This window comes from Streptomyces sp. C10-9-1 (genome assembly GCF_024497955.1).
Classification (GTDB): Bacteria; Actinomycetota; Actinomycetes; order Streptomycetales; family Streptomycetaceae; genus Streptomyces; species Streptomyces sanyensis.
Genome location: NZ_JANHKP010000011.1, coordinates 224,889 through 250,687 on the forward strand (window position 1 = coordinate 224,889; position 25,799 = coordinate 250,687).

Below are 25,799 nucleotides of genomic sequence, written 5' to 3' on the forward strand. Positions count from 1 at the left end.
GTTCACAGTGCCGCCCATGGAGAACGCAGCAGCGGCCGCGCCCGTATCCCGGGCCCTGGCCACCGACGCCGTGCACGCCGGCCGCGAGGATCTCGCGGAACTGGGCCTGCACGCCCCGCCGCTCGATCTTTCGACAACCTACCCCTCCTACGACGCCGCCGCCGAAGCGGCCCGGATCGACGCCTTCGCCGAGACCGGCGCACGCCTCGACGGCCCGCCCGTCTACGCCCGGCTCGACAACCCCACCACCGCCCGGTTCGAGACGGCGCTGGCCGCGCTGGAGGGCACCGAGGCGGCCGTCGCCTTCGCCAGCGGGATGGCCGCGCTCACGGCCGTGCTGCTGGCGCGGGCCGGCGAGGGCCTGCGCCACGTCGTCGCCGTCCGCCCGCTGTACGGGTGCAGCGACCACCTGCTGACCGCCGGGCTGCTCGGCACGGAGGTCACCTGGACCGACCCGGCGGGCATCGCCGACGCGCTGCGCCCGGACACCGGGCTGGTGATGGTGGAGACCCCGGCCAACCCCACCCTCGCCGAGGTGGACCTGCGGGCGGTGCGCCACGCCTGCGGATCGGTGCCGCTGCTCGTCGACAACACCTTCGCCACCCCCGTGCTCCAGCGCCCCGCGGAGGAGGGTGCCCGGATGGTGCTGCACAGCGCCACCAAGTACCTCGGCGGCCACGGCGACGTGATGGGCGGTGTGGTCGCCTGCGACGAGGAGTCCGCCCGGACGCTGCGCCGGATCCGTTTCGCCACCGGCGGCGTGCTGCACCCCCTCGCGGGCTACCTGCTGCTGCGGGGGCTGTCCACGCTGCCGGTGCGCGTCCGGGCGGCGTCGAGGACCGCCGCGGACCTGGCCCGCCGCCTGGCCGCGGACCCGCGTGTGGCCGCGGTGCACTACCCGTCCGTCGGCGGGGCCATGGTCTCCTTCGAGACCTACGGCGACCCCCTGGAGGTCGTCGCCGGGGTCCGGCTGATCACCCCCGCGGTCAGTCTGGGCAGCGTGGACACGCTCATCCAGCACCCGGCGTCGATCAGCCACCGGATCGTGGACGAGGGCGACCGGCGGTCGGCGGGCGTCAGCGACCGACTGCTGCGGATGTCCGTCGGTCTGGAGGACGTCGAGGACCTGTGGCGGGACCTGACCGGGGCGCTCGGCGGCCGGGGCCGTCCGGCGGCCGCGGCCCGGCCCGCGGAGCTGCTGGGCTCCTGACGGCGCGGCGGGCCGGTCCCTCGCGGGGCGGAGCCGCCCCACCGCCCTCCCCGGCGGCGGGGCGGAGCCGCCTCGCCGCCGGTCCGCCCGCCCGGCCGTCGTCTCGGTGTCCCGGGGGCCCGGCAGCGCCGCCCGCACGGCTCAGTGCTCGCCGCGCCCCGGTGTCCGCGCGTGCCCGCGGTACGTCTCCGGGAGGGCGGACGCGGAGGGGTCCAGGCGGGCGGTGACCACCAGCGTGCCCTCCTCGATCTGGTAGTCGAGCGGCAGGCCGAGTCCCCGCATCGCCGCGACCATGCCGGTGTTGGACGCCTGGGTCACGGCGTAGACGCTGGCGCAGCCCGCCTCCGCGGCGAGACCGACCAGCCGCCGCAGCAGCTCGGATCCGATCCCGCGCCGCTGCCAGGCGTCCTCGACGACGAGGGCCACCTCGGTCTCGTCCCCGTCCCACAGCAGGTGGCCCAGGGCCACGAGCCGGCCGGACGCGGTCTGCACGGCGAGGGTGCGGCCGTAGCGCGGGCTCAGCAGGTGGTTGAGGTAGCGGTCCGCGTCGGCCACGGGGCCGTGGTAGCGCAGCGAGCGCGTACGCTCCGAGCACCGCTCGTGCATGGCGAGCGCGGCCGGGACGTCCGCCTGGTCGGCGCGCCGGACGATGATCTCGTTGCCCGCGGGGAGCGTCAGCACGTCCTGGCGGCGCGGGACCCGGGGGCCGAGCCGCGCGTCCAGTTCGACCAGCGCCCGGGCCCGGGCGAACTCGGTCGGGGTGAACGGGAGGTACGGGCGCTCGACGGTGATCGCGCCCCCGGCGGGGTCGCGCAGATGCATAACGGTGTCCTCCAGCACGCCTTCCACCGGCGGCATGTCCCCGACGGGGCGACCGCTGAGGGAGACGGGCGGGCGCGAGCGGATGGTGCACCGCCCGAGCAGCTGGCGCAGGGCGAGGGGGAGTTCCGCCGCGTCCAGAGCCGTCCTGGTGGCGAGCCCCAGCACCCGGGTGGGGGTGTCCACGAGGTCGTGGGCGTCGGCCCGCTCGGTCCAGGTGTCCCGGCCCCCGGCCGCCGCGACCTCGCGGGACAGGCGCTGGGCGTCGACCTCGGCGGGGGCGCGCAGCAGGAACTCGTCGGCGGTGCCGTCGCCGAGGGGGTGGGTCTGGAGGGTGAGGATGTCCACCCGCAGCGCGGCCAGGGCCGCGCACAGCGCCGCCAGGCTCCCGGGTGCGTCCTCGACCGTGGTCCGCATCCGCCACAGCGCGGTCTCCCGGACCGCGCCGTCCCCGGCCGCCGCCGGGCCGGGGGCCCCGTCGTCGGGGGGCGGGGCGTGGCGGTGCCGGTGCGCCCACCAGGTGTGGAAGGCGGCGGTCGCGACGAGGACGGCGGCCGAGGCGACGAGCAGGAAGGGGCCGTCGGGTCCGTGACCGACCAGGTTCGCGAGGGCGTCGGCGACCGCCACCGCGGTGAAGAGGGCGGCGAGCTCGATCACGTCGCGCCGCCAGTGGGGGGTGCGGAGGGTCTTCTTCGCGGATGTCGCCTCAGTCATGTGGCCACTGTGGACGAAGGGTGTTGCGTGATCACGAACGCTTTGTGACTGATGAGTTAAAGGCCGATCGAGGCCGCTATCGTCCTTTTCCGGCCGAATCGCATGAGGTTTCGGCCGGATCCGCACAGGAATCCGCCCGCTGCCGGGAAGGCAGGGGCGCCCGGGGGCTGTGCGGGCGCCTGGTCAGCGGCTGCCGTCGAGGAGCACCCGGGCCACCAGTGCCGGATCGTCGCTCATCGGCACATGGCCGCACCCCGGCAGGCGCACCAGGCGGGCGGCCGGGATGGTGTGCTTGGCGCGCGGCCCCTGGCGGGGCACCAGCAGGCGGTCCCTGGTGCCCCAGGCGATGGTCACCGGGACACCGGGCACGTCGTCCGTGAAGCGCACCCGCCCGCCGGCGTCCAGGGTCCGGGCGAACCCCGTCGCCCCGCGCAGCGCCCGCGTCTCGGCGGCCGCCGCCTGCGGTGCGCGGCGGCCGGGGCGGGCGTAGATCGAGCTGACCAGCACGGCGCGTCCGGCGGTGGTCCGCGCCAGGCGCTCCACGGCCGGGCCGGGCAGGGAGCGGGCCGCCAGGCGCATGGCCCTCAGGGCGGTGAAGGCGTAGACCCGCTCGGCCTCCGACCAGAACCCGGCCGGGGAGAGCGCGGTGACCGACCGCACCAGCTTCGCCCGGCCCAGCTCCAGGGCGAGCAGGCCGCCCAGGGAGTTCCCCGCGACGTGCGGGCGGTCGACGCCCAGCTCGCGGCAGAAGGCGTCCAGCACCGCCGTGACCGTCGGGAGGGCGTAGGGGAGGCCGTCGGGCAGCGGTGACGAGGCGCCGAAGCCCGGCAGGTCCACGGCGACCACCTCGCGCTCCGCCGCCAGGACGTCCAGCACCGGCTCCCACGCCTGCCAGTGGTGCCCGATGCCGTGCAGGAGCAGCAGCGGAGCCCCGGAGCCCCGGCGCTCGTAGGCGAGCGTCAGCGACCGGCTGCCGTGGTCGCCGGGGACGGGAAACGAGATCGCTGAGGCCATGTCCTGCTGCTCCCTGGAGGTCCGGACGGTCCGTCAGCCATGATTACCGGGCGGTAGGTTCAAGGGCAAGGGCAAGGGCAAGGGCAAGGGCAAGGGCAAGGGCAAGGGGTGTGGGCGGAAGGCGGTGGGGGAGTGGTGGCACCGGGGGCGGGCCGGGTGGGCTCCGCGGCGGACGCGCCGCACGGCCGGGGGTGCGCCGCCGGGCGCTCCACCGCCGCCCGGCCGTTGCGAATCCGCTGGACAGCGCGCCCGCCGGTGGACTGGGATGGGGGCTATGGGGACCCCCGCCGCGACCGACGTCTTCGAAGAGCACCGTGCCCTCCTGACGGGGGTGGCCTACCGGATGCTCGGCCGGGTCGCCGACGCCGAGGACGTGGTCCAGGAGGCGTGGCTGCGCTGGTCCTCCGCGGACCGGGCGGCGGTGCGCGAGCCGGGGGCCTTCCTGGTCCGGATCACCACCCGCCTGGCGATCGACCGGCTGCGGCACCTCACGTCCCGGCGCGAGACCTACGTGGGCCCCTGGCTGCCGGAACCCGTGGCGACGAACTACGGCCCGCAGGTCCCCGACACCGCCGAACGCGCGCTCCTCGCGGACACGGTCTCGGTCGCCGTGCTGGTGGTCCTGGAGAGCCTCAGCCCCTCGGAGCGCGCGGTGTTCGTGCTCCGCGAGGCCTTCGGCTTCCCGTACACGGAGATCGCCGCGACGCTGGAGAAGAGCGAGGCGGCCGTGCGCCAGCTCGCGGGCCGGGCCCGGCGGCACGTCGCGGAGCGGCGCCGCCGCTTCGACGCCGACCCCGCCCGGTGCCGCGAGCTGACGGAGCGCTTCCTGGAGGCCGCCGCGGGCGGCGACCTCGCGGGACTGCTCCGCCTGCTGGCCCCCGACGTCACGCTGGTCGGCGACAGCGGAGGCAAGGCCAAGGCGCCGCGCAGGGTCCTCGTGACCGCCGACAAGGTGGGCCGTTTCCTGCACGCCGTCACCCGCGACCCGGCCGAGGGGACGCAGTACTCCTTCGTCGAGGCCAACGGGGCGCCCGCCCTCCTGGTGTCCGTCGGCGGACGGCCGGACAGCGTCATCCAGTTGGAGGCCCGGGACGGGCGCATCACGTGTGTCTATATCATCCGCAACCCGGACAAGCTCCGGGCCTTCGCCGCTCCCGCCCCGTCCTGAAACCGCTGTCCGTGCATGTCGGACCCCGTGTCCGATTCGGGCGCGGGGACTTGTGCGTGCGGGTGGCGCGTGGATACGACATCCCTGTGAACGCCCTGCGGAGTCGCTCCGTCTCCCTGGGTGACGACCGCGGCATTGGTCTTGACCAAGGGGGTGGCCGGTTCTATGGTCACAGGGTTAGTGCAGGAACCTTTAATAAACAAGGGCACGGAAAGCCGCCGGGAACACGGCGATTGCGGAGGAGTCAGGGTGGGGACCACGCAGCTGGACACGGTGCCGGAACCTAAGTACTGGCACCTCAAGACGGTGCTCGCCGAGGCGCTCGACTCGGAGTTCGCCGTGGGCGAGATCCTGCCCAACGAGCGCGAACTGGCGGCCCGTTTCGGTGTCGCCCGGGCCACCCTCCGGCAGGCGCTGGAGCAGCTCGAACTCGAAGGGCGCCTCCAGCGCCGCCGCGGCGTCGGCACCACGGTGGCGCCGCCCCGCATGGGCGTCGACGTCGCCTCCTCCGAGACCGCCTGGCCCGGGGTCGGGCCCGAGTCCTGGCAGCCGACCGAGTGCACCGCCGCCGTGCCGCCCGCGGCCGTGGCCCGCCTCCTGGAGATCGGACCGGACGCGCAGACCCATGTGGTCCGCCGTGTCCGCACCAGCCACGGCCAGTCCCTCGCCGCGGAACTGCTCCACGTCCCCGCGGCCTCCGTGCCCGGGCTCACGGCCATCGACGCGCCCTCCGGCCCCGCCCTCGCCCGCACCGTGCTGCGCGAACTCGCCCGCCTCCCGCTGGAGGGCCAGGACCGCTCCGTGGAACTCGGCTCCGCCGGCGCCGTGGACGCCAAGGAACTGGACCGGCTGCCCGGCGCCCCGGTCCTCGTGGTCACCACGCGCTACTTCTCCGGGGGGCGGACGGCTGCCGTGTCCCTCGCCACCTACCGGGCGGACACCTGCCGGCTCACCTTCGGCGCCCACGGCGGGCTGGAGATCCGCCACGACGAGGAGCAGCGCCGGGTCTCCTGAGGGCACCGCACCGGGGCGCCGGTCCCGACGCCCGCGCGCGGGTGCGTCCGGCGGCCCGTGCGGGCGCGGACCCGCCGGGGCGCTCAGCGCCGGGCCGTCACCGTGCCCTCCACGGCGAACAGCTGCTCCTCGACGTGGTCCAGGGCGAGCCGCAGCGCTCCGGTCGCGACCGCGGCCTCGCCGAGCAGGGACAGCGCCACCTGGGGCGGCCGCAGGCAGTAGCGAGCCAGCTCCTCGCGCAGCGGCGGCAGGACGCCGTCGAGACCGGCGGCCCAGCCGCCCACCACCACCAGCTCCGGATCGAGGGCCAGCACCAGCGCCGCCACGTCGTGCACCAGGCGCTGGAGGAACCGCTCGACCGCGGCACGGGCCCCCTCGTCGCCCTGCCGGGCGAGGGCGAACACCTCGGCCACGGCGTGCTCGTCCAGCGGGTGCAGCGGCTCGCCCGTCGTGGACAGCAGCCGCTCCGGCGCCACCCCGCGCCCGAGCAGGTGCAGCGCCCCGATCTCGCCCGCCGCACCCCCGAAGCCCCGGTGCAGCCTCCCGCCGATGAGCGAACCGGCTCCCGGGCTCAGGCCCGCCATCACGAAGACGATGTCGTCGGACTCCGTCGCCGCACCCTTCCAGTGCTCGGCGACGGCGGCCGCGTTGGCGTCGTTCTCCACCAGCACCGGGCAGCGGAAGGAGCGGCCCAGCCGCTCGCCCAGCGGCAGCCCCGTCCACCCCGGCAGCGCCGTCGACAGGCGGACCGTGCCGTCCGCCTCCACGATGCCCGGCGACCCCACGCCCACGGCCCGCAGGCTGCTGCGCGGCACACCGGTGCGCCGCAGCAGGTCGGTGACCACCGAGCGCACCTTCTCCAGCCGGTCCTCGGCGCTCGCCGCCTGGGTGACCTCGCGGCTGCCCGCCCCGATGATCCGCCCGTCGAGCCCCGACAGCAGGGCCGCGATGCGGTGGGGGCCGATCTCGACGCCCAGCAGGTGCCCGGCCTCCGCACGGAAGCGGTAGCGGCGTGCGGGACGCCCCTGGCGGCGGGCCCCGCCCTCCTCGGGGACGCTCTCGACCACCAGCCCGGCCTCCACGAGGCCCTCCACGACCCCCTCGACCGTGGGCCTGGACAGCCCGGTGATCCGGGTCAGGTCCGTGAGCGTGGGCGAGTCGGCCGCCCGCAGGGAATGGAGCACCACCGCGGAGTTGATCCGCCGCAGCAGCGAAGGGTCTCCGCCGGTCAGCCGCCCCACTGTGTGTCCTTCCGGCTCGTACGCGTTGTCGCCGGATCGTACTCGGCGACGCGGACAGCCGCGCATCCGGCCCGGAGCCCGCACGGCCCCGGGCGGGGCTCCGGCCGCCCGCCGCCGGAGGCGCCGGGCCCGGCGACGGGGGCCCGCGGGACGCTGACGCACCGCCAACTGTCGTACCCGGGGCGTTTACTGGCCTCCATGACCACCGCCCGGTATCTGGCCGCCATCGACGCGCTGCTCCGAGAGCCCTTCCCGGCAGAGCACCTGCCGACCCGGTTCGGCGACAGCGGCCCGGGCTTCCACCGGGCGCGTCCCGGCCCGGCCGGGCCGGAGGCGAACGGGCCTCCCGCCGACCCCGGAGGGCAGGACGGCGACCCCGGCGGGCAGGCGGAGCGGTGCCGCGCGCAGGGAGAGGCGCTGGCGGCGGCGCTCCGGGCCCGGTGGGGGCCGCCCGAGCACCTGGGACTCTGGTCCGCCTCGGTCCGCGACGCGGCGGGCCAGACGCCCCCGGCCCCCTGGGACGAGGCGGTCCGGCGGGCCGACGACGTCCTGTTGTGGCGGGTCGGCCGCCGGTGGGCGGGCCTGGCCGCGGCGCGCTGCGGCGAGGGGCGCCTGGAGCTCCTCGTCCTCGTCACCGAGATCGACCCGCCGTGAGGGTCACGGCGGGGGCGGGGACCCGCCCTCCGCCGCCCCCGGCTGCGGCCGCCGCCCCGCGGCCCGGCCTCAGCACGGGGGCGGTCCGGCGGCCGTCCGCAGCTCCGCGTAGGCCGCGGCCATCGCGTCGAGGGACCAGTGGGCGTTCAGGCCGCTGGGATTGGGCAGCACCCAGACCCGGACCCCGCCGACCGTGCGCTGCTGGGGCCCTACCGAGGCGCCGCGCTCGCCGAAGGCCGCGCGGTAGGCGGTGACCCCCGCCACCGCCAGCCAGCCCGGCCTCAGCCGCGCCACCTTCTCCGCGAGCAGCCGTCCTCCCTCGCGGTACTCCTCCGCCGTCAGTTCGTCGGCCCGCGCGGTGGCCCGGGCGACGACGTTGGTGATGCCCAGGCCCAGCGCCGGGAGCCGGTGCTGCTCGGAGGGGTCCAGGCGCCGCGGGGTGAACCCCGACCGGTGCAGCACCGGCCAGAAGCGGTTCCCGGGCCGCGCGAAGTGGTGGCCCGTGGCCGCCGTCATCAGCCCCGGGTTGATCCCGCAGAACAGCACGCGCAGGCCGTCCCCGGCCACGTCCGGCACCAGCCGGTCGCGGGCGGCCTCCAGCTCCGCCGCCGTCGGGCGGGTCAGAGGATCGCCCCCGGCGCGTAGCCGGCCGCCTCCGGGTGCCGCTTGACGATCTCCTCGATCCGGGCCGCCACCGAGGCGACCTGGCCCGCCGCGGCCCCCGTGAAGGACAGCTTGTCCGCCATCAGGGCGTCCAGAGCGGCCCGGTCCAGCGGGATGCGCTCGTCCGCGGCCAGCTTGTCCAGCAGCTCGTTGCGCTCGGCGCCCTGCTCGCGCATGGCCAGCGCCGAGGCCACCGCGTGCTCCTTGATCGCCTCGTGGGCCACCTCGCGGCCGACACCGGCGCGCACCGCGCCCATCAGGACCTTGGTGGTGGCGAGGAAGGGCAGGTAGCGGTCCAGCTCGCGGGCGACCACGGCGGGGAAGGCGCCGAACTCGTCGAGGACCGTCAGGAAGGTCTCCAGCAGGCCGTCGAAGGCGAAGAAGGCGTCGGGCAGGGCGACGCGGCGCACCACCGAGCAGGAGACGTCGCCCTCGTTCCACTGGTCGCCCGCCAGCTCGCCGGTCATCGAGGCGTACCCGCGCAGGATGACCATCAGGCCGTTGACGCGCTCGCAGGAACGGGTGTTCATCTTGTGCGGCATGGCCGAGGAGCCGACCTGGCCCGGCTTGAAGCCCTCGGTCACCAGCTCGTGGCCCGCCATCAGCCGGACCGTCCTGGCGACGGAGGAGGGGCCGGCGGCCAGCTGCACCAGCGCCGAGACCACGTCGTAGTCGAGGGAGCGGGGGTAGACCTGGCCCACCGAGGTGAAGGCGCGGGCGAAGCCCAGGTGGCCCGCGATGCGCTCCTCCAGCTCGGCCAGCTTGCCCGCGTCGCCGCCCAGCAGGTCCAGCATGTCCTGCGCGGTGCCGACAGGGCCCTTGATGCCCCGCAGCGGGTAGCGCTCCAGCAGGTCCTCCAGCCGCCCGAAGGCCACCAGCAGCTCGTCGGCCGCGGTGGCGAAGCGCTTGCCCAGCGTCGTCGCCTGAGCGGCGACGTTGTGCGAGCGGCCCGCCATCACGAGTTCGGCGTACTCGCCCGCGAGCCGGCCCAGCCGGGCCAGGACGGCCACCGTGCGGTCGCGGACCAGTTCCAGCGAGAGGCGGACCTGGAGCTGCTCCACGTTCTCCGTGAGGTCCCGCGAGGTCATGCCCTTGTGGACGTGCTCGTGCCCGGCGAGGGCGTTGAACTCCTCGATGCGGGCCTTCACGTCGTGGCGGGTGACCTTCTCCCGCTCGGCGATCGACGCCAGGTCGACCTGGTCGAGCACGCGCTCGTAGTCCGCGAGGGCCTCGTCGGGGACGTCGATGCCGAGGTCCTTCTGGGCGCGCAGCACCGCCAGCCAGAGCCGGCGCTCCAGCTTGACCTTCTCCTCGGGGGACCAGAGGACGGCGAGCTCCGCGGAGGCGTAGCGGCCGGCCAGGACATTGGGGATGCGAGGCTTCGCAGACACAGCAGTCACGTGTCCGGATTCTACTGGTGGTTCCTGCAGGCCAGCGCCGCGGTCCCGGTTGTGGCTTGCTACGAGGGGCCGGGCTCCGGGGCCCCGGGCCGTCGGCGGCGCGCCGCCCGGAGCGTCAGGCTCCGCCGGGCACTCCGGCGCCCCGCCCCGGCGGGGGCTCGTAGGGCAGCAGGCCGGGGCGCTTGGCCGGCAGTCCGTCGCCCGAGGAGCGCCCCGTCAGCCGGCGCCCGACCCACGGCCCCAGGTGCTCGCGGGCGAAGCGGAGGTCCGCCGCCCGCCGTGCGGACCAGCCCGGCAGCGCCTCCGGCGGCAGCCCGGCCCGCCAGTCCTCCTCCGGCGCCAGGCCCAGCGTCTGCCACACGGCCTCGGCGACGCGCCGGTGGCCCTCACCCGTCAGGTGCAGCCGGTCCGCGGCCCACAGCCGGGGGTCGCCGAGCACCGGGGCCCCGTACAGGTCGACGACGTGCGCCCCGTACGCCGCCGCGAGGGCGTCGACATGGGCGATCAGCTCCTCCATCCGCGGACGGAAGCGCTCCATCACCGGGCCGCGCCGACCGGGGGACCGCATCAGCACCAGGGTCCCGCAGGCGGGTGCCAGCCGGGCCACCGCCTCCTCCAGCAGGCCCCTGACCCGGCCCATGTCGCAGCGCGGGCGCAGCGCGTCGTTGAGGCCGCCGACCAGCGTGACCACGTCGGCCCGCATCTCCGCAGCCGGGCCCACCTGCTCGCTCACGATCTGCCCGATGAGCTTGCCCCGCACGGCGAGGTTCGCGTAGCGGAAGCCCGGCTCCCGGGCCGCCAGCCGCCCGGCGAGGACGTCGGCCCACCCCCGGTAGCTCCCGTCGGGCAGCCGGTCCGACATGCCCTCGGTGAACGAGTCGCCGACCGCGACGAAACTGGTGTAGGTGGCATGCGTCTCCATGGCGCAGTGATCCTACCGCGCGGTAGGGTCCCCCGGTTCCGTACCGGGGAAGGGGAGCGACCCGTGAGCGACGCCCTGCTGCACGCGCTGGCCGAGGCACTGGCCGACGTGGTGGTCTCGATCGACACCTGCGACGACGGGGAGCTGGACCCCGACACCGCCGTCGCCTGGCTGGAGGGCACCGGGGCGGTCCTGGACAGACTTCCGCCCGCGGACCGCCGCGCGCTCGCCCGCCTGCTGCGCGCCGCCGCCGACCGCAGGCCGCCGGGCCGGGAGCGGCAGGCGCTGCTGCGGGTCCCGGACGGCTTCGGCCTCGACGACGACCAGCACGAGCTGTACTGCGACGCCGTGGAGGACCTGGTGGGCGGCCTGGTGCGGCTCGCCCGGGACGCCGACCCCGCCACCCCGGTGCCCGCCTGCCCGGGGTGGACCCTCGCCGATCTGGTGCGCCACCACGGCACCACCCACCGCTGGGTCGCCCACACGGTGCGCATCCGCGCGGCGGAGCGGGTGTGGGCGCACGAGGTTCCCGCGGACCTGCCGGACGACCCGGCCGCCCACCCCGACTGGCTGGCGCGCTCCGCGGACGCCTCGCTCTCGGTGCTCCGCAAGGCCGATCCGGACACGCCCATGTGGTCCCAGGGCGCGGACCAGCGCGTCGCCCACTACGCGCGCCGCCTGCTGTTCGAGGCGCTCGTCCACCTCGCCGACGCGCGGACCGCGCTCGGCGAGGAGCCGCGGATCGGGCCCGCCGCGGCGGCCGACGGCATCGCGGAGTTCCTGGAGAACCTGCCCCATGCACCGCACCTCGCGCAGCCGCTCGCCGCGCTGCCGACGGGCTCCGTCGGCCTGACCGCCCGCGACACCGGCGCCGCCTGGACGGTGCGCTTCGGGCCCGGCGGCCTGCGCTGGACCGCCTGCGCGGGCCCCGTCGACGTGCGGGTCGAGGCCCCCGCCGCCGCACTGCTGCTGCTGGTGTACGGGCGTCGGCGCCCGGGGGATCCCGAGGTGGCCGTCCGCGGCGACCGCGCCGTGCTGGACGCCTGGCTCTCCGCCACCGCCCTGTGACGCGGACCGGCCCCGGCGTCCACCGCCGGGGCCGGTCCGCGCCGCCGCCGGGCGGCTCAGGCGCCGGGCCGCCCGACCAGCTCCCGCAGGATGTCCTCCATCGTCACCAGCCCCACCGGCCGGCCCGCCTCGTCCAGGACCGCGGCGAGGTGGGTGCGGCTGCGGCGCATCGCGGTGAGGACGTCGTCCAGCGGGGTGGTCGCCCGCACCCGGGCGATCGGGCGCAGCGCCGTCACCGGGAACGGCAGGTCCCGCGGCATCGCGTCCAGCGCGTCCTTCACATGGAGGTAGCCGAGGATCCGGCGGCCCGTGTCGACGACCGGGAAGCGGGAGAACCCGGACTCCGCCGACAGGGCCTCCAGCTGCTCCGGCGTCGTGCCCGCCTTGGCGTACACCACCCGCTCGACCGGCATCACCACGTCCCGGACCGGGCGGCGGCCCAGCTCCAGGGCGTCCCGCAGCCGCACGGCCGCGCGGTCGTCGAGCAGCCCGGCCTCACCGGCGTCCCGGACCATGGTGGCGAGCTCGTCGTCGGAGAAGGTCGCCGTGACCTCGTCCTTGGGCTCCACCCGGAGCAGCTTCAGCACCCCGTTCGCCAGCGCGTTGATCGTGAAGATCACCGGGCGCAGGGCCCGGGCCAGCGCCACCAGCGGCGGTCCGAGGACCAGGGCCGTGCGCCGGGGCTCGGCCAGCGCGATGTTCTTCGGCACCATCTCGCCCAGCAGCATGTGCAGATAGGTCGCCACGGACAGCGCGATGACGAACGAGATCGGGTGCACCAGCGGGTGCGGCACACCGACCGCGTCGAACACCGGCTCCAGCAGGTGCGCGATCGCCGGCTCCGCCACGATGCCGAGCACCAGGGTGCACAGCGTGATGCCCAGCTGGGCGGCGGCGAGCAGCGCCGAGACGTGCTCCAGCGCCCACAGCACGCTCCGGGCGCGCTTGTTGCCCGCCTGCGCCTCCGGCTCGACCTGGCTGCGGCGCACGGAGATCAGGGCGAACTCGGCGCCGACGAAGAAGGCGTTGGCCACCAGCGTCAGGAGACCGATCAGCAACTGGACCGCGGTCATCGGCCCGCCTCCTCTCCGGTGCCGCCGGCGCCCGCGGCCCCGTCGCCGGGCGGCGCGTGCATCAGCACCCGGGCCGCGCGGCGCCCCGAGGCGTCCACGACGTCGAGGCGCCAGCCCGCCAGGTCGATCCGGTCGCCCTCGGCCGGGATGCGGCCGAGCGAGGTCGCGACCACGCCCGCGAGGGTCTCGTAGGGGCCGTCCGGGACCTGAAGCCCGATCGCCGCCAGCTGGTCGATGCGCGCCGCGCCGTCCGCCGACCACAGGCCGCGGCCGTCCGCGTCCTCCCCGGCCCGTGCCAGGTCGGGGGTCTCGTGCGGGTCGTGCTCGTCGCGGACCTCCCCGACGACCTCCTCCACGATGTCCTCCAGCGTCACCACCCCGGCGGTGCCGCCGTACTCGTCGATCACCACCGCCAGCGTGGACCGGCCGGAGAGGCGGTCCAGCAGGCGGTCGACCGTCAGGCTCTCCGGGACCAGCACCGGCTCGCGCAGCAGGGCCGACACACCGCGCCGGGCGCGGTCGGCGGCCGGGATGGCCAGCACGTCCTTGATGTGCGCGATGCCGACGACCGTGTCCAGGCTGCCGCGGTAGACGGGGAAGCGGGAGAGCCCCGTGGCACGGGTGGCGTTGGCGATGTCCTCGGCCGTCGCCGACACGTCCAGGGCCATCACCTGCACCCGCGGGGTCATCACGTTCTCCGTGGTGAGCTCGGCCAGGTTCAGGGTGCGGACGAACAGCTCGGCGGTGTCCGCCTCCAGCGCGCCCTCCTTCGCGGAGTGGCGTGCGAGCGCCACCAGCTCCTTGGGGCTGCGGGCGGAGGCGAGCTCCTCGGTGGGCTCCATGCCCAGCCGGGTGACCAACCGGTTCGCGGTGCTGTTGAGGTGGCCGATGAAGGGCCGGAACGCCGCGGTGAACAGGCGCTGCGGCCCGGCGACCACCTTGGCGACGGACAGCGGCGAGGAGATGGCCCAGTTCTTGGGCACCAGCTCGCCGACGACCATCAGCACCACGGTCGACAGGGCGGTGCCGATCACCAGGGCGGCCGAGGAGGCCACCTGGGGGGAGAAGCCGAGCGCCTCGACGGGCCCGCGGATGAGCGCGGCGATCGAGGGCTCGGCGAGCATGCCCACGACCAGGTTGGTCACCGTGATGCCGAGCTGGGCGCCGGACAGCTGGAAGGTGAGGCTGCGGACGGCCTTCAGCGCGCCCGCGGCGCCGCGCTCGCCCCGCTCCACGGCCCGTTCGAGTTCGCCTCGCTCGACGGTCGTCAGCGAGAACTCGGCCGCGACGAAGGCGCCGCAGGCGAGGGAGAGCAGTACGGCCACGGCGAGCAGCAGTACTTCGGTCATCGGTTCACCTCCGTCCCATGATCGGTCAGGGGGAGGCGGATCGCGCGATGTCTGCTACTGGGAGGCTCGCCCATGGGCGGACGCTCACACCTTTCGAACGTGGGGCCGATGTCGGCCCTATCGTAGAAGGCCGCGCGGCCGGCCGTGCGCGCCGGTCGCGCGGACGCGGGTGCCGCGGCGCGCCGCCGGGTGCCCCGCCGCCCGGACGGGGCCTCGGCCGAGCGGCTCCACACTGCGCCGCCGGTGGTCCACCCGGCGGGATCACGCCCGCTGCGCCGTACCGTCCTCCACCGGCACCGGGGGGCTCCCGTCCGCCGCCGACCGCGGGGAACCGCTCCCCGGCCGCGGACGGCAGCGCCCGCGGAACGCCCCGCCCCGGCGGGAGGGGGAGGACCGCCGGCCCGTACCGGCGGCGCCTCCGGCCGTCCCGTCCGGCGATCACCGACCCGGCCGGGCGCCCTTCCGGTTCGGCGACCGGCAGCGCCCCGGCTCCCGGGCGGCCGCTCGCGCCACTCCTCGGCGCCGTCCGGGACGCGGGCGCCCCGAGCCGCCTGCCCGCCGGGGGGTGAGCCCGGCCTCCGCTCCCTCCGGTGCGCCCGTCCGTGTCCGCCCGTCCTCCACGGGCCCCGAGCCCGGCACGGCGGCGCCGCGCAGGCCCCTTGCCGGTGCTAGCGCCGCGGCGCTAGCGTGGGGTATGGCCAAGACCCAGCTGAACGTGCGCGTGGACACCAGCACCGCCGAGACCGCCCGCCGCCAGGCGGACGCCCGGGGCATGAGCGTCAACCGCTACATCGAGGAACTCGTCCGCAGGGACGCGGGCGAGGCCGGGCGCACCTTCGTGGACTCGGCCGCGGCGTTCATGGAGCACTACGCCTCGGCCTTCGCCGAGGAGCCCGGCGACCGGCGGTGAGCCTCCCGATCGACCTCGCCTGGCTGCTGATGGTGGCCGAGCACCGCACCCCCGGCGACCCCCGGGTGACCGACTGGGGCGCACTCGTCGCCGCCGTGGCCCGCCACGACGCGGAGATCTTCGGGACCCCCGTCTACGGCGATCCGCACGAGCGCGCCGCGGCCCTGCTCCACCTGCTGCTCCGGGTGCCGGCGCTGGAGCACTCCAACGCCCTCTTCGCCAGCGCCGTGGCCTACGGCTACCTCGTCGCCTCGGGTGTCGAGGTGGAGACCTCGCCGGAGCGGGTGCGCGACCTCGCGCGCCTGGTCGCCCGGGACCGGGCCGACGTCCACGCCATCGCGGGCGAGCTGCGCGGCTGGAGCCGCTGAGCCGCACGGCCCGGCGACGTCGCCGCCCGCACCGCCGGCCGGCGCCTCGGGGGTGGCGGGGGCGTGCGCCCCGGCCGGGCGTCCGGGGCCGTCAGCCGTGCGCCGGCTTGCGTGCGCTGCCGAGCACGCACGGCGACGAGGGCAGGGTCACCCCGCGCTCCGGGACCGTCAGCCGCCGGTACACCGGCTGCTCGAAGCCCGCCGCCGCGATCGCCGCCAGGGTGTCGCGCGCCGTGTGGCAGCCGCCGAACAGCCGCGGCCACACCGTGCGGTCCAGCCCCCGCTGCACCCGCGCCAGGCCCGGCGCCGGGGCCACGACGTGCTCGAAGAACCGCAGCTCCCCACCCGGGCGGAGGACCCGGCGGAGCTCCGCCAGCGCCCGCGGCAGATCGCGCACGGAGCACAGCACCAGGGAGGCCACCGCGGCGTCGAAGCCCTCGCTCTTCACCGGCAGGGCCTCCGCCGTACCCGGCACCACGTCCACCGGGACCTCCGCACGCACCGCCGCCTCCACGGCCGCGCCGCGCAGCGTCCGCTCGGGCTCGATCGCCACCACCTCGCTGACGGCCGGGGGGTAGTGGGCGAAGTTCAGCCCGTTGCCCGCCCCGATCTCCACGACCCGGCCGGACAGCCCCGACAGCAGTTCCGCCCGGTGCGCGGCGACACCCGCCCGGGCGTCCGCCGCCACGCTGAACCGGGCGTAGAAACGGGCGAACAGCGGATGGTGCACCGCGTCGCCGGGGACCTTGGGGGAGCGCAGGGCCACCGTCACCGACCTCCTCGCAGCAGGACACACCCTCACCGGCATTCTGCCCCGCCCGGGGCCGCCCCAAGGCTCCGCGGCGCCTTCCGGGTACCCCGCACCCCGTTCGGGACGCCCCGCGCGCCGGACGCCGGGACCCCGGTGCGTTAGCCCGCCCGGGGTGCCTGGGCCACCGGCTCCCGCCCGCGGCGGTGCGTCCCGTAGGCCGACGGCCCCGCATGGGCCATGTTGCTGACCGTCGAGTCGATCGGCACGACACCGGGCCGGATGCGAAGGAGACCCACGGTGGGCGAGTTGTACATCGGCGGCGAGTGGACACCGGCGGCGGCCGGCGGGCGGCGCGAGGTGGTCAATCCCTACGACGGCTCCGTCGTCACCACCGTCGACGAGGCCGACGCCGGCGACGTCGACCGTGCGGTGCGCGCCGCCCGCCGGGCCTTCCGGGAGGCGGACTGGGCCACCGCCCCCACCCGCCGCCGGGCCGACCTGCTGCTGCGCGTCCACGGCCTCCTGCTGCGCGACAAGGAGGAGATCGCCCGCACCGAGACCCTCGACACCGGCAAGACGCTGGCCGAGGCCCGCATCGACGTCGAGGACGTGGCGAACGCCTTCCGCTACTACGGCGAGGTCGCCGACAAGGACGGCGGCCGCGTCGTGGACGTCGGCCCGGACGTCCTCAGCCGGGTCGTCCACGAGCCGATCGGCGTGTGCGCGCTCGTCGCCCCCTGGAACTACCCCCTGCTGCAGGCCTCCTGGAAGGTCGCCCCGGCGCTCGCCGCGGGCAACACCTTCGTGCTCAAGCCGAGCGAGACCACGCCCCTGACCACCATCGCCATGATCAGGCTCATCGAGGAGGCCGGCGCCCCGCCCGGGGTCGCCAACCTGGTGCTCGGCGCGGGCGCCACCGTGGGGGCCGCGCTCACCACCCACCCCGAGGTCGACCTCGTCTCCTTCACCGGAGGGCTGGCCACCGGACGCACCATCATGGCGGGCGCCGCCGAGGGGCCGAAGAACGTCGCCCTGGAGCTGGGCGGCAAGAACCCCAACGTCGTCTTCGCCGACGCCGACTTCGACGCCGCCCTCGACAACGCCCTCAACGCCGCCTTCCTCCACTCCGGCCAGGTCTGCTCGGCCGGGTCCCGCCTCCTGGTCGAGGACGCCCTGCACGACCGCTTCGTCGACGCCCTCGCGGGCCGCGCCGAGGCGATCAGGCTCGGCAACGGCATGGACCAGGGCACCGAGAGCGGACCGCTGAGCTCCGCCGAGCACCGCGAGAAGGTCGAGCGCATGATCGCCGTGGGACGCAAGGAGGGGGCCCGGCTCGTCACCGGGGGAGACCGCCCCGCGGACCCCGCGCTGGACCGCGGATTCTTCCTGCGGCCGACCGTCTTCGCCGACTGCGACCGCACCATGCGCATCGTGCAGGAGGAGGTCTTCGGCCCGGTCGTCACCGTCGAGCGCTTCCGCTCCGAGGACGAGGCGGTGGAACTGGCCAACGACACCCGCTACGGCCTCGCGGGCGGCGTCTGGACCTCCGACGCGAGCCGCGCCCAGCGCGTCGCCGGGCGCCTGCGCCACGGCACGGTGTGGATCAACGACTTCCACCCGTACGTCCCCGGCGCCGAGTGGGGCGGCTTCGGGCTCTCCGGCGTCGGACGCGAACTCGGACCCACCGGGCTGCGCGAGTACCAGGAGGCCAAGCACATCTACCAGAACCTCAGCCCCGCCCCCTCCGGATGGTTCAAGGGCTGACCGAGCCCCGCGCGCCGCCCGCGACCGGCGGCCCGAAGAAGGACACCCATGGCTTCCACCACCCCGCACGGCACCGAGACCGCCTACGACTACGTCATCGTCGGCGGCGGCACCGCCGGCTGCGTGCTCGCCGCACGGCTCAGCGAGGACCCCGACTGCCGTGTCTGCGTCGTCGAGGGCGGGCCCAGCGACGTCGGCGACGACCGCATCCTGCGCCTGCGCAACTGGATCAACCTGCTCGGCTCGGAGTTCGACTACGGCTACACCACCGTCGAGCAGCCCCGCGGCAACTCCCACATCCTGCACTCCCGCGCCCGGGTGCTCGGCGGCTGCTCCTCCCACAACACCCTGATCAGCTTCCTCCCCCTGCCGGAGGACCTCGACGACTGGGTGGCCGCGGGCTGCACCGGCTGGGGACCCGAGACGGTCCTGCCCTACCGCGACCGGCTCCTGACCCATATCGTCCCGGTGGCCGAGGCCGACCGGAACCCCATCGCCGAGGACTTCGTCACCGCGGCCTCCGCCGCCCTCGGCGTCCCGGTCGTCGAGGACTTCAACGCCCGGCCCTTCGCCGAGGGCGCCGGGTTCTTCTCCCTCGCCTACCAGCCCGAGGGCAACCTGCGCTCCTCCGCCTCCGTCGCCTACCTCCACCCCGTCCTGGACCGGCCCAACCTCACCCTCATGCTGGAGACCTGGGCCCACCGGCTGCTCCCGGACGCCTCGGGCCGGCTGACCCGGGTCGCCGTCCGCGGCGCCGACGGCGCACCCGCCACCGTGCGCGCCGAGCGCGAACTCCTGCTGTGCGCCGGGGCGGTCGACACCCCCCGGCTGCTGATGCTCTCCGGCGTCGGCCCCGCCGACGACCTGCGACGGCTGGGGATCGAGGTGCGGGCCGACCTGCCGGGCGTGGGCGAGAACCTGCTGGACCACCCCGAGTCCGTGATCGTCTGGGAGACCGCCGGCCCGCTGCCGCCCAACTCCGCGATGGACTCCGACGCCGGACTGTTCCTGCGCCGCGACACCGGCCAGCCCCGCCCCGACCTGATGTTCCACTTCTACCAGGTGCCGTTCACCGTCAACACCGAACGCCTGGGCTACCCCGTCCCGGAGCACGGGGTGTGCATGACCCCCAACGTGCCGCGTGCCCGGTCCACCGGCCGGATGTGGCTGCGCAGCGCCGACCCGGCGGAGCATCCGGCCCTGGACTTCCGGTACTTCACCGATCCGGAGGGCCACGACGAGCGCACCGTGGTCGACGGGTTGAAGATCGCCCGCGAGGTGGCCGCGACCGCGCCGCTGCGCGACTGGCTCGTCCGCGAGGTCGCCCCCGGGCCCGGCGTCACCTCCGACGCCGAACTCTCCGAGTACGGCCGCCGCGCTGCGCACACCGTCTACCACCCCGCCGGCACCTGCCGCATGGGAGCGCCCGACGACCCGATGGCCGTCTGCGGCCCCGACCTGCGGCTGCGGGGGGTCGAGGGCGTGCGCGTCGTCGACGCCTCGGTCTTCCCGACGATGCCGACCATCAACCCCATGGTGACCGTGCTGCTCGCCGCCGAGCGCGCCGCCGACCTGATCACCGGCCGTCCCGGCCCCTCCGGGCAGGGAGCAGCGCGGTGACCCCACTCCGAGCCGAAGGGAGCCGGCCGTGTCGACCGTAGGAGGCAGGGACGCCGGGTACGCCCCCGAGGAGCCTGTCGAGCCGGAGGAGGAGGACGCGGGCTCGCTCAAGCCGCTGGTCTTCTACGGCTCGGCCGTCCTCATCCTGGCCATCTCGATCTGGGCGATGGTCACCCCCTCCGGGGCGGAGGAGGTCATCGGGGTGGTGGTGGACAAGATCTCGGACTGGTTCGGCTGGTACTACTTCCTGGCCGCCACCCTGTACCTGGTCTTCGTCCTCTTCATCGGCGTGTCGAAGTACGGCACGGTCAAGCTGGGGCCCAAGCACTACAAGCCCGACTACGGGCTCTTCGCCTGGGCGGCCATGCTGTTCGCCGCCGGCATCGGCATCGACCTGATGTTCTTCTCCGTCGCCGGACCGGTGAGCCACTACCTGGTACCCCCCGAGGGGACCCCGGAGTCGCTGGAGGCCGCCCGGATGGCCGTGGTGTGGACCCTGTTCCACTACGGCATCACCGGCTGGGCGATGTACGCGCTGATGGGCATGGTCCTCGGCTACTTCGCCTTCCGCTACAAGCTGCCCCTGGCCATCCGCTCCGCGCTGTACCCGATCATCGGCCGCCGCATCCACGGGCGGATCGGCGACGCGGTCGACCTGGCGGCCATCATCGGCACCGTCTTCGGCATCTCCGTCTCGCTCGGCATCGGCGTCGTCCAGCTCAACTACGGCCTGAAGTTCCTCTTCGACGTGCCCGAGGGGCTGCCCGCGCAGATCAGCCTGATCGGCGTCGCGGTGGTGATGGCCACCGTCTCCGCCGTCGCGGGCGTGGACAAGGGAATCCGCCGCCTGTCGCAGCTCAACGTGCTCCTCGCCGTGCTGCTGATGCTGTTCATCCTGGTGGTGGGCGAACCGTTCCGCCTGCTCAACGCCCTGGTGCAGAACATCGGCGACTACGTCAGCGGCTTCCCCTCGATGACGCTCAACACCTTCGCCTACGACCAGCCCACCGAGTGGCTGGACGCGTGGACGCTGTTCTTCTGGGCCTGGTGGATCGCCTGGGCGCCGTTCGTCGGGCTGTTCCTGGCCCGCATCTCCCGCGGCCGCACGCTGCGCCAGTTCGTGGCCGCCACGCTGATCATCCCGTTCCTCTTCACCGGGCTGTTCCTCGCCGTCTTCGGCAACAGCGCGCTGTTCGTGGTGCAGGACGGCAACGCGGCCTTCGGTGAGACCGCGCTCAACTCGCCCGAGCAGGCCTTCTACGGACTGCTGGAGCTGTACCCGGGGGCCACCTTCAGCGCCGGACTGGCGACCTTCGTCGGCCTGCTGCTGTACGTCACCTCCGCCGACTCCGGCGCCCTGGTGATGGGCAACCTCAGCTCGCACCTGCCCACGCCGGTGACCGACGCGCGGACCTGGATGCGTATCTTCTGGGCGGTGACGACGGGCCTGCTCACCCTCGCCATGCTCATCGTCGGCGGTGTGCAGGCACTCACCGACGCCACCATCATCATGGGACTGCCCTTCTCCTTCGTGATGTTCCTGATCATGGCCGGGCTCTATCTCGCGCTGCGCTCCGAGCGCATGCGCGAGGAGGCGCTGACCACCACCCTGCCCGCCTCCCTCTCCGGGCGGACCCCGCAGCACGGCCCGGCGGGGACGCGCACCTGGCGCCAGCGCCTGACCCGCGCCATGGCCTTCCCCGGTCCGCGTGCCGCGGCACGGTTCGTCGAGGAGGTGTGCCGTCCCGCCTTCGAGGAGGTCGCCCAGGCGCTGCGGGAGCAGGACGCGCAGGCGGAGGTCACCGCGGGGACGGACGAGGAGAACGGCCTGCCGCACGTCGGCATCACCGTGCCCATCGGCCCGCGCGACCAGTTCCTCTACCGGGTCTGGCCCGTGGAGCGGCCCACCCCCGGCTTCGCCACCCGGTCGATCAGCACCCACGACAGCTACGTGCGCTACGAGGTGCAGCTCGCCGAGGGCAACCAGGGTTACGACGTCATGGGGTACACCCGGGAGCAGCTCATCGCCGACACCCTCGACCAGTACGAGCGGCACCTGGAGTTCCTGCGCCTGCACCACGAGGCGACCTCGGGGTCGGCCCTGCCCGACCACCGCCCCGACGCGCCCGACGCCGACCAGCCGCAGTAGCCGGAAACGGGGCCGAGCGGCCCGGGCCCGTCCCGGGCCGCTCAGCCCTCCCGCGGTACCGGTGCGGGCGAGACGAAGCAGAACTCGTTGCCCTCCGGGTCCGCGAGCACCTGGAACCGCCCCTGCGCGTCCTCGACGACGCCGCCGAGCCGCCGGGCTCCCCGGCGTACGGCGGCCTCCGCGGCGGCTTCCACGTCCCCGGCACCGAGGTCCATGTGCAGGCGGTTCTTCACCCGCTTGCCCTCGGGCACCCGCTGGAACGCCACCCGCGGCCCCCGAGGGGGGTCCACGAAGGACCAGTCCGGCCCCCGGTCCACCGCCTCGGCGCCCAGCAGGGCACCCCAGAAGCGCGCGAGTCCGGCCGGCTCGCCGCAGTCGAGGACCAGCGCCTCGACACGGGCCGGGCCGTCCCCGGCCACGGGCTCCTGCGGCCCCGGAGCGCCCGGGGCCGACGGCGGGCCGAAGGCCGCCGCGAAGGCCGCACCCTCCCAGGTGCCGCCCAGCTGCGGAGCCAGCCAGCCCGCGGCCGCTGCCCGGAAGGCGGTCGGCTCAAGGGCCCCGGCCCCCTCCGGCACCGCCCCCAGCAGCGGCGCCCCGGCCGCCGAGGGCAGGTCCGCCAGGTTGCAGCGCGCGGCCAGGTCGGGCACCTCGGGCCAGCTGCCGATCACGCAGCCCAGCAGGGGCACGCCCCGTGTGCGCAGCGCCTCCGCCGTCAGCGCGGTCGCGTTGAGCGTCCCCAGCCCTGCCGGGGCGACGGCCAGGACCGGCGCCCCGAGCAGCGCGGCCGCGTCGGCGAGCGTCGCCCCGGAGTCGTCCAGCCGCACCAGCAGGCCGCCCGCGCCCTCCACCAGCACGAGATCGTGGCCGGCGGCCAGCTCGGCGGCCGCCTGCGCCACCCGGGCCGGCGTCACCGGTGCGGCCCCCGCCCGCCTCGCGGCCGTGGCCGGCGCCAGCGGCTCCGGATAGCGGGCCAGTTCGCGTGCCGTCACGGCTCCGGCCAGCCGGGCCGCCACCGCGGCGTCGCCGTCCTCACCCGGGGCGACCCCGGTCTGGGCGGGCTTGAGCACGGCCACCGAACGGCCGCCCGCCAGCGCCGCGGCGGCGAGCGCCGCGGTCACCACCGTCTTGCCGATCCCGGTCCCCGTACCCGTCACGACGATCACTGACATGCTGGTCTTCCCGTTCTCGTCCACCGACCGCCGCGCCTCGCGGCGGTCGCCACTGCCTCGTGGGCCCCGGTCGCGGCGGTGTGCCACCCCGCCGCGCTCCCGGACCGGCCGAGCGGGCCCACGAGGCCGGTCCGGCGTCCCCCGGAGTGCCGCACCGGGCGCCGCTCCCCGACGGGCGAAGCCCGCCCGGCACCGGTCGCCCGGCCCGGTCCGCCTCAGCCCGCCGCCGCTGCCGCGCACACCGCGCGGCAGACCTGCGCCAGGTCCTCGTCCCCCGTCACATACGGGGGCATCACGTAGACCAGGTCGCGGAACGGCCGCAGCCAGACCCCCTCCCGCACGGCGGCGGCCGTCGCCGCCGCCGTGTCGACCTCGTGGTCCAGCTGCACCACCCCGATCCCGCCGAGCACGCGGACCTCGCGCACCTGCGGGAGCGCGGCGGCCTCGGCCAAGCCGGTGCGCAGCCCGGCCTCCAGCCGCTTCACCTCCGTCCGCCAGTCCTGCCCGAGGAGCAGGTCCAGCGAGGCACCGGCCACCGCGGCGGCGAGCGGATTGCCCATGAAGGTCGGGCCGTGGGCGAGCACCGGCACCTCGCCCCGCGAGATCCCCTCCGCGACCCGGGTCGTGCACAGCGTCGCCGCCATCGTCAGATAGCCGCCCGTCAGCGCCTTGCCCAGGCACATCACATCCGGCGACACCCCGGCGTGGTCCGCGGCGAACAGTTCGCCGGTCCGGCCGAACCCGGTGGCGATCTCGTCGAAGACCAGGAGCACCTCGTGCTCGTCGCAGGCCTCGCGCAGCACCGACAGGTAGGCCGGGGAGTGGAAGCGCATCCCGCCCGCACCCTGCACCACGGGCTCGACCACGACCGCCGCCGTCTCGTGCGCGTGCTCCGCGATCAGCGCGCGCAGCTCCTCGGCGTAGACCTCGTCGTACTCCGCGGGCGGGGGCCCCGCGAACACCTGCCGGGGCAGCACCCCCTGCCACAGCCCGTGCATCCCGCCCTCGGGGTCGCACACCGACATCGGCTGCCAGGTGTCGCCGTGGTAGCCCCCACGCCAGGTGAGCAGCCGCTGCTTGGCCGGGCGGCCGAGGGAACGCCAGTACTGCAGGCACATCTTCGCGGCCACCTCGACGGAGACCGAGCCGGAGTCGCACAGGAAGACGTGCCGCAGCGGCTCGGGCGTGACCTCCACCAGCCGCGCGGCGAGCCGCACGGCCGGCTCGTGGGTGAGCCCGCCGAACATCACATGGCTCATCCGTCCCAGCTGGGCGGTGGCCGCCTCGTTGAGCACCGGGTGGTTGTAGCCGTGCACGGCCGACCACCACGAGGACATGCCGTCGATCAGCTCCCGCCGACCGTGGACGTCCCGGGCCAGCCGCAGCCGGACTCCGGAGGCCGACTCCACGACCAGCGGCTCCGTACGGCCCGGCATCGGGCCGTACGGGTGCCACACATGGGCCCGGTCCAGGTCCAGCAGCTCACCGGTGGTGAACTCAGGCATTGGGCGCCAGGTCCGTGCCCGCGCCGCGCCGCCGCACCGCGACCAGGTCGGTACGGGCCCCGGCCGGGGCCGCCTCGGGGGCGGGGGCGGACCCGGCCGTGGACGCGGCCTCCCCGGCGCCGGAGCAGCCGCCCGAGCCCTCGCCGCACACGGAGCCCGCCGCGCCCGCGGAGCCGCAGCCACCGGCCGCGCGGTGCTCCGGCAGGGTCGTCGTGTCGGCGCCCTCGACCTCGAAGCCGGCGTCGGCGATCATCTCCAGGTCCGCCTTGCCCGCCTGGCCCTCGCTCGTGAGGTAGTCGCCGAGGAAGATCGAGTTCGCCAGGTGCAGGGCGAGGGGCTGGAGACTGCGCAGGTGGACCTCGCGCCCGCCCGCCAGGCGCACCTCCACGTCCGGGCAGACGAAGCGGACCATGGCAAGGATCCGCAGCGCGCGCTGCGGGGTCAGGTTCCACTCCTTGGCGAGCGGCGTGCCCTCGAAGGGGATCAGGAAGTTCACCGGCACGGAGTCGGGGTCCAGCTCGCGCAGGGCGAAGACCACGTCCACCAGGTCCCCGTCGCTCTCGCCCATGCCGGCGATCAGGCCGGAGCACGCGGACAGCCCGGCGGCGTGCGCCTTGTTCACCGTGTCCACCCGGTCGGCGTAGGTGTGGGTGGTGGTGATCTCCCCGTACGTCTCCTCGGACGTGTTCAGGTTGTGGTTGTAGGCGTCGGCCCCGGCGGCCCGCAGCCGCTCGGCCTGGCCGTCGGAGAGCAGGCCGAGGCAGGCGCACACCTCGACCTCGCCGTTCTGGTCCTTGATCGCCTCGATGGTCCGGGACACCCGGTCCACGTCCCGGTCGGTCGGGCCCCGCCCGCTCGCGACCAGGCAGACGCGCTTCGCGCCGCCCGCGACCCCCGCGGCCGCCGCCTCGGTCGCCTCCTCCGGCTTCAGCCAGGTGTACTTGAGGATCTCGGCCTTGGAGCCGAGGCGCTGCGAGCAGTAGGAGCAGTCCTCGGGGCACAGCCCGGACTTCAGGTTGACGAGGTAGTTGAGCTTCACCCGCCGTCCGAACCACTGGCGGCGGACCCGGCCGGCCGCGGCCACCACCTCGAGCAGGTCGTCGTCGGAGGTCGCCAGGACGGCGAGCGCTTCTTCACGGGTCGGCAGCTCGCGCCGCATGCCCTTTTCCACCAGCGTGTTCAGCAGGTCCATGGCGCTGATCCTGACGCACCGCACGGGCCCGGGCCAAGGAGGATGTGCACAACGGCGGCGGA

The 25,799-nt window shown here is 75.4% G+C and carries 22 protein-coding genes; 10 read left to right on the forward strand and 12 right to left on the reverse strand.

Annotation, left to right across the window (positions count from 1 at the left end):
- The first annotated feature begins 16 nt into the window (after positions 1-16).
- The gene (locus NPS70_RS17960; protein ID WP_256525296.1) at positions 17-1,210 is read left to right on the forward strand and encodes a PLP-dependent aspartate aminotransferase family protein; all 1,194 of its coding nucleotides are present in this window, start codon (positions 17-19) and stop codon (positions 1,208-1,210) included.
- Positions 1,211-1,351: 141 nt separating this feature from the next.
- On the opposite strand, the gene NPS70_RS17965 is transcribed toward NPS70_RS17960, so the two are convergent.
- Both NPS70_RS17965 and NPS70_RS17970 read right to left on the reverse strand, forming a co-directional pair.
- Positions 1,352-2,743, reverse strand: a complete 1,392-nt coding sequence (locus NPS70_RS17965) for a GNAT family N-acetyltransferase (protein WP_256525297.1) — start codon at positions 2,741-2,743, stop codon at positions 1,352-1,354.
- 183 nt (positions 2,744-2,926) lie between these two features.
- On the reverse strand, positions 2,927-3,757 hold the full coding sequence (locus NPS70_RS17970; RefSeq protein ID WP_256525298.1) for an alpha/beta fold hydrolase: 831 nt from the start codon (positions 3,755-3,757) through the stop codon (positions 2,927-2,929).
- A 274-nt stretch (positions 3,758-4,031) separates the two neighbouring features.
- On the opposite strand from NPS70_RS17970, the gene NPS70_RS17975 reads away from it, so the two are divergent.
- Together NPS70_RS17975 and NPS70_RS17980 are read left to right on the forward strand one after the other, a co-directional pair.
- The gene (locus NPS70_RS17975; RefSeq protein ID WP_256525299.1) at positions 4,032-4,925 is read left to right on the forward strand and encodes an RNA polymerase sigma-70 factor; all 894 of its coding nucleotides are present in this window, start codon (positions 4,032-4,034) and stop codon (positions 4,923-4,925) included.
- Between the two features lie 249 nt (positions 4,926-5,174).
- Positions 5,175-5,939 carry a GntR family transcriptional regulator gene (locus tag NPS70_RS17980; RefSeq protein WP_256525300.1) on the forward strand — a complete coding sequence of 255 codons (765 nt, stop codon included), beginning with the start codon at positions 5,175-5,177 and terminating at the stop codon, positions 5,937-5,939.
- An 83-nt stretch (positions 5,940-6,022) separates the two neighbouring features.
- On the opposite strand, the gene NPS70_RS17985 is transcribed toward NPS70_RS17980, so the two are convergent.
- Entirely contained in the window at positions 6,023-7,180 is a 1,158-nt protein-coding gene (locus tag NPS70_RS17985) for an ROK family transcriptional regulator (RefSeq protein WP_256525301.1), read from the reverse strand.
- A gap of 198 nt (positions 7,181-7,378) precedes the next feature.
- On the opposite strand from NPS70_RS17985, the gene NPS70_RS17990 reads away from it, so the two are divergent.
- A complete protein-coding gene (locus NPS70_RS17990) occupies positions 7,379-7,834 on the forward strand; it encodes a hypothetical protein (RefSeq protein WP_256525302.1) in 456 nt (151 codons plus the stop codon).
- 69 nt (positions 7,835-7,903) lie between these two features.
- Here the strand turns inward: NPS70_RS17990 and mug are convergent, their stop codons facing one another.
- The 3 genes from mug to NPS70_RS18005 form a co-directional block, all read right to left on the reverse strand.
- Positions 7,904-8,458, reverse strand: coding sequence for a G/U mismatch-specific DNA glycosylase (gene mug / locus NPS70_RS17995; RefSeq protein WP_256525352.1), 555 nt, complete (start codon positions 8,456-8,458; stop codon positions 7,904-7,906).
- Positions 8,455-9,897: an adenylosuccinate lyase gene (purB, locus tag NPS70_RS18000; RefSeq protein ID WP_256525303.1), complete on the reverse strand. Its 1,443-nt coding sequence runs from the start codon at positions 9,895-9,897 to the stop codon at positions 8,455-8,457. The genes mug and purB overlap by 4 nt, the downstream gene beginning before the upstream one ends.
- 115 nt (positions 9,898-10,012) lie before the next feature.
- Positions 10,013-10,819 carry an SGNH/GDSL hydrolase family protein gene (locus NPS70_RS18005; protein WP_256525304.1) on the reverse strand — a complete coding sequence of 269 codons (807 nt, stop codon included), beginning with the start codon at positions 10,817-10,819 and terminating at the stop codon, positions 10,013-10,015.
- A 63-nt stretch (positions 10,820-10,882) separates the two neighbouring features.
- On the opposite strand from NPS70_RS18005, the gene NPS70_RS18010 reads away from it, so the two are divergent.
- Complete coding sequence (locus NPS70_RS18010) at positions 10,883-11,887, forward strand: maleylpyruvate isomerase family mycothiol-dependent enzyme (RefSeq protein ID WP_256525305.1); 1,005 nt, start codon at positions 10,883-10,885, stop codon at positions 11,885-11,887.
- A 56-nt stretch (positions 11,888-11,943) separates the two neighbouring features.
- Here NPS70_RS18010 and NPS70_RS18015 read toward each other — a convergent pair whose 3' ends face one another.
- Entirely contained in the window at positions 11,944-12,960 is a 1,017-nt protein-coding gene (locus NPS70_RS18015; RefSeq protein ID WP_256525306.1) for a hemolysin family protein, read from the reverse strand.
- Positions 12,957-14,309, reverse strand: a complete 1,353-nt coding sequence (locus NPS70_RS18020) for a hemolysin family protein (RefSeq protein WP_256525307.1) — start codon at positions 14,307-14,309, stop codon at positions 12,957-12,959. Before NPS70_RS18020 ends, NPS70_RS18015 begins: the two co-directional genes overlap by 4 nt.
- A 694-nt stretch (positions 14,310-15,003) precedes the next feature.
- On the opposite strand from NPS70_RS18020, the gene NPS70_RS18025 reads away from it, so the two are divergent.
- A complete protein-coding gene (locus NPS70_RS18025; RefSeq protein ID WP_256525309.1) occupies positions 15,004-15,219 on the forward strand; it encodes an antitoxin in 216 nt (71 codons plus the stop codon).
- On the forward strand, positions 15,216-15,587 hold the full coding sequence (locus tag NPS70_RS18030; RefSeq protein WP_256525310.1) for a fic family toxin-antitoxin system, toxin component: 372 nt from the start codon (positions 15,216-15,218) through the stop codon (positions 15,585-15,587). The genes NPS70_RS18025 and NPS70_RS18030 overlap by 4 nt, the downstream gene beginning before the upstream one ends.
- A gap of 91 nt (positions 15,588-15,678) precedes the next feature.
- On the opposite strand, the gene NPS70_RS18035 is transcribed toward NPS70_RS18030, so the two are convergent.
- The gene (locus NPS70_RS18035) at positions 15,679-16,353 is read right to left on the reverse strand and encodes a class I SAM-dependent methyltransferase (RefSeq protein WP_256525353.1); all 675 of its coding nucleotides are present in this window, start codon (positions 16,351-16,353) and stop codon (positions 15,679-15,681) included.
- 282 nt (positions 16,354-16,635) lie between these two features.
- On the opposite strand from NPS70_RS18035, the gene NPS70_RS18040 reads away from it, so the two are divergent.
- Genes NPS70_RS18040 through betT form a run of 3 tightly spaced genes read left to right on the forward strand, consistent with a single transcriptional unit; the run spans position 16,636 to position 21,871 of the window.
- Positions 16,636-18,102: an aldehyde dehydrogenase family protein gene (locus NPS70_RS18040; RefSeq protein WP_256525311.1), complete on the forward strand. Its 1,467-nt coding sequence runs from the start codon at positions 16,636-16,638 to the stop codon at positions 18,100-18,102.
- A gap of 48 nt (positions 18,103-18,150) precedes the next feature.
- The gene (locus NPS70_RS18045) at positions 18,151-19,722 is read left to right on the forward strand and encodes a GMC family oxidoreductase (protein WP_256525312.1); all 1,572 of its coding nucleotides are present in this window, start codon (positions 18,151-18,153) and stop codon (positions 19,720-19,722) included.
- 28 nt (positions 19,723-19,750) lie between these two features.
- Positions 19,751-21,871 carry a choline BCCT transporter BetT gene (betT, locus tag NPS70_RS18050; RefSeq protein ID WP_256525313.1) on the forward strand — a complete coding sequence of 707 codons (2,121 nt, stop codon included), beginning with the start codon at positions 19,751-19,753 and terminating at the stop codon, positions 21,869-21,871.
- A 41-nt stretch (positions 21,872-21,912) separates the two neighbouring features.
- Here betT and bioD read toward each other — a convergent pair whose 3' ends face one another.
- The 3 genes from bioD to bioB form a co-directional block, all read right to left on the reverse strand.
- Positions 21,913-23,040 carry a dethiobiotin synthase gene (bioD, locus tag NPS70_RS28925; protein ID WP_374212020.1) on the reverse strand — a complete coding sequence of 376 codons (1,128 nt, stop codon included), beginning with the start codon at positions 23,038-23,040 and terminating at the stop codon, positions 21,913-21,915.
- Positions 23,041-23,255: 215 nt separating this feature from the next.
- The gene (locus tag NPS70_RS18065) at positions 23,256-24,545 is read right to left on the reverse strand and encodes an adenosylmethionine--8-amino-7-oxononanoate transaminase (protein WP_256525314.1); all 1,290 of its coding nucleotides are present in this window, start codon (positions 24,543-24,545) and stop codon (positions 23,256-23,258) included.
- Entirely contained in the window at positions 24,538-25,737 is a 1,200-nt protein-coding gene (bioB, locus tag NPS70_RS18070; RefSeq protein ID WP_256525315.1) for a biotin synthase BioB, read from the reverse strand. The genes NPS70_RS18065 and bioB overlap by 8 nt, the downstream gene beginning before the upstream one ends.
- Positions 25,738-25,799: the final 62 nt, after the last annotated feature.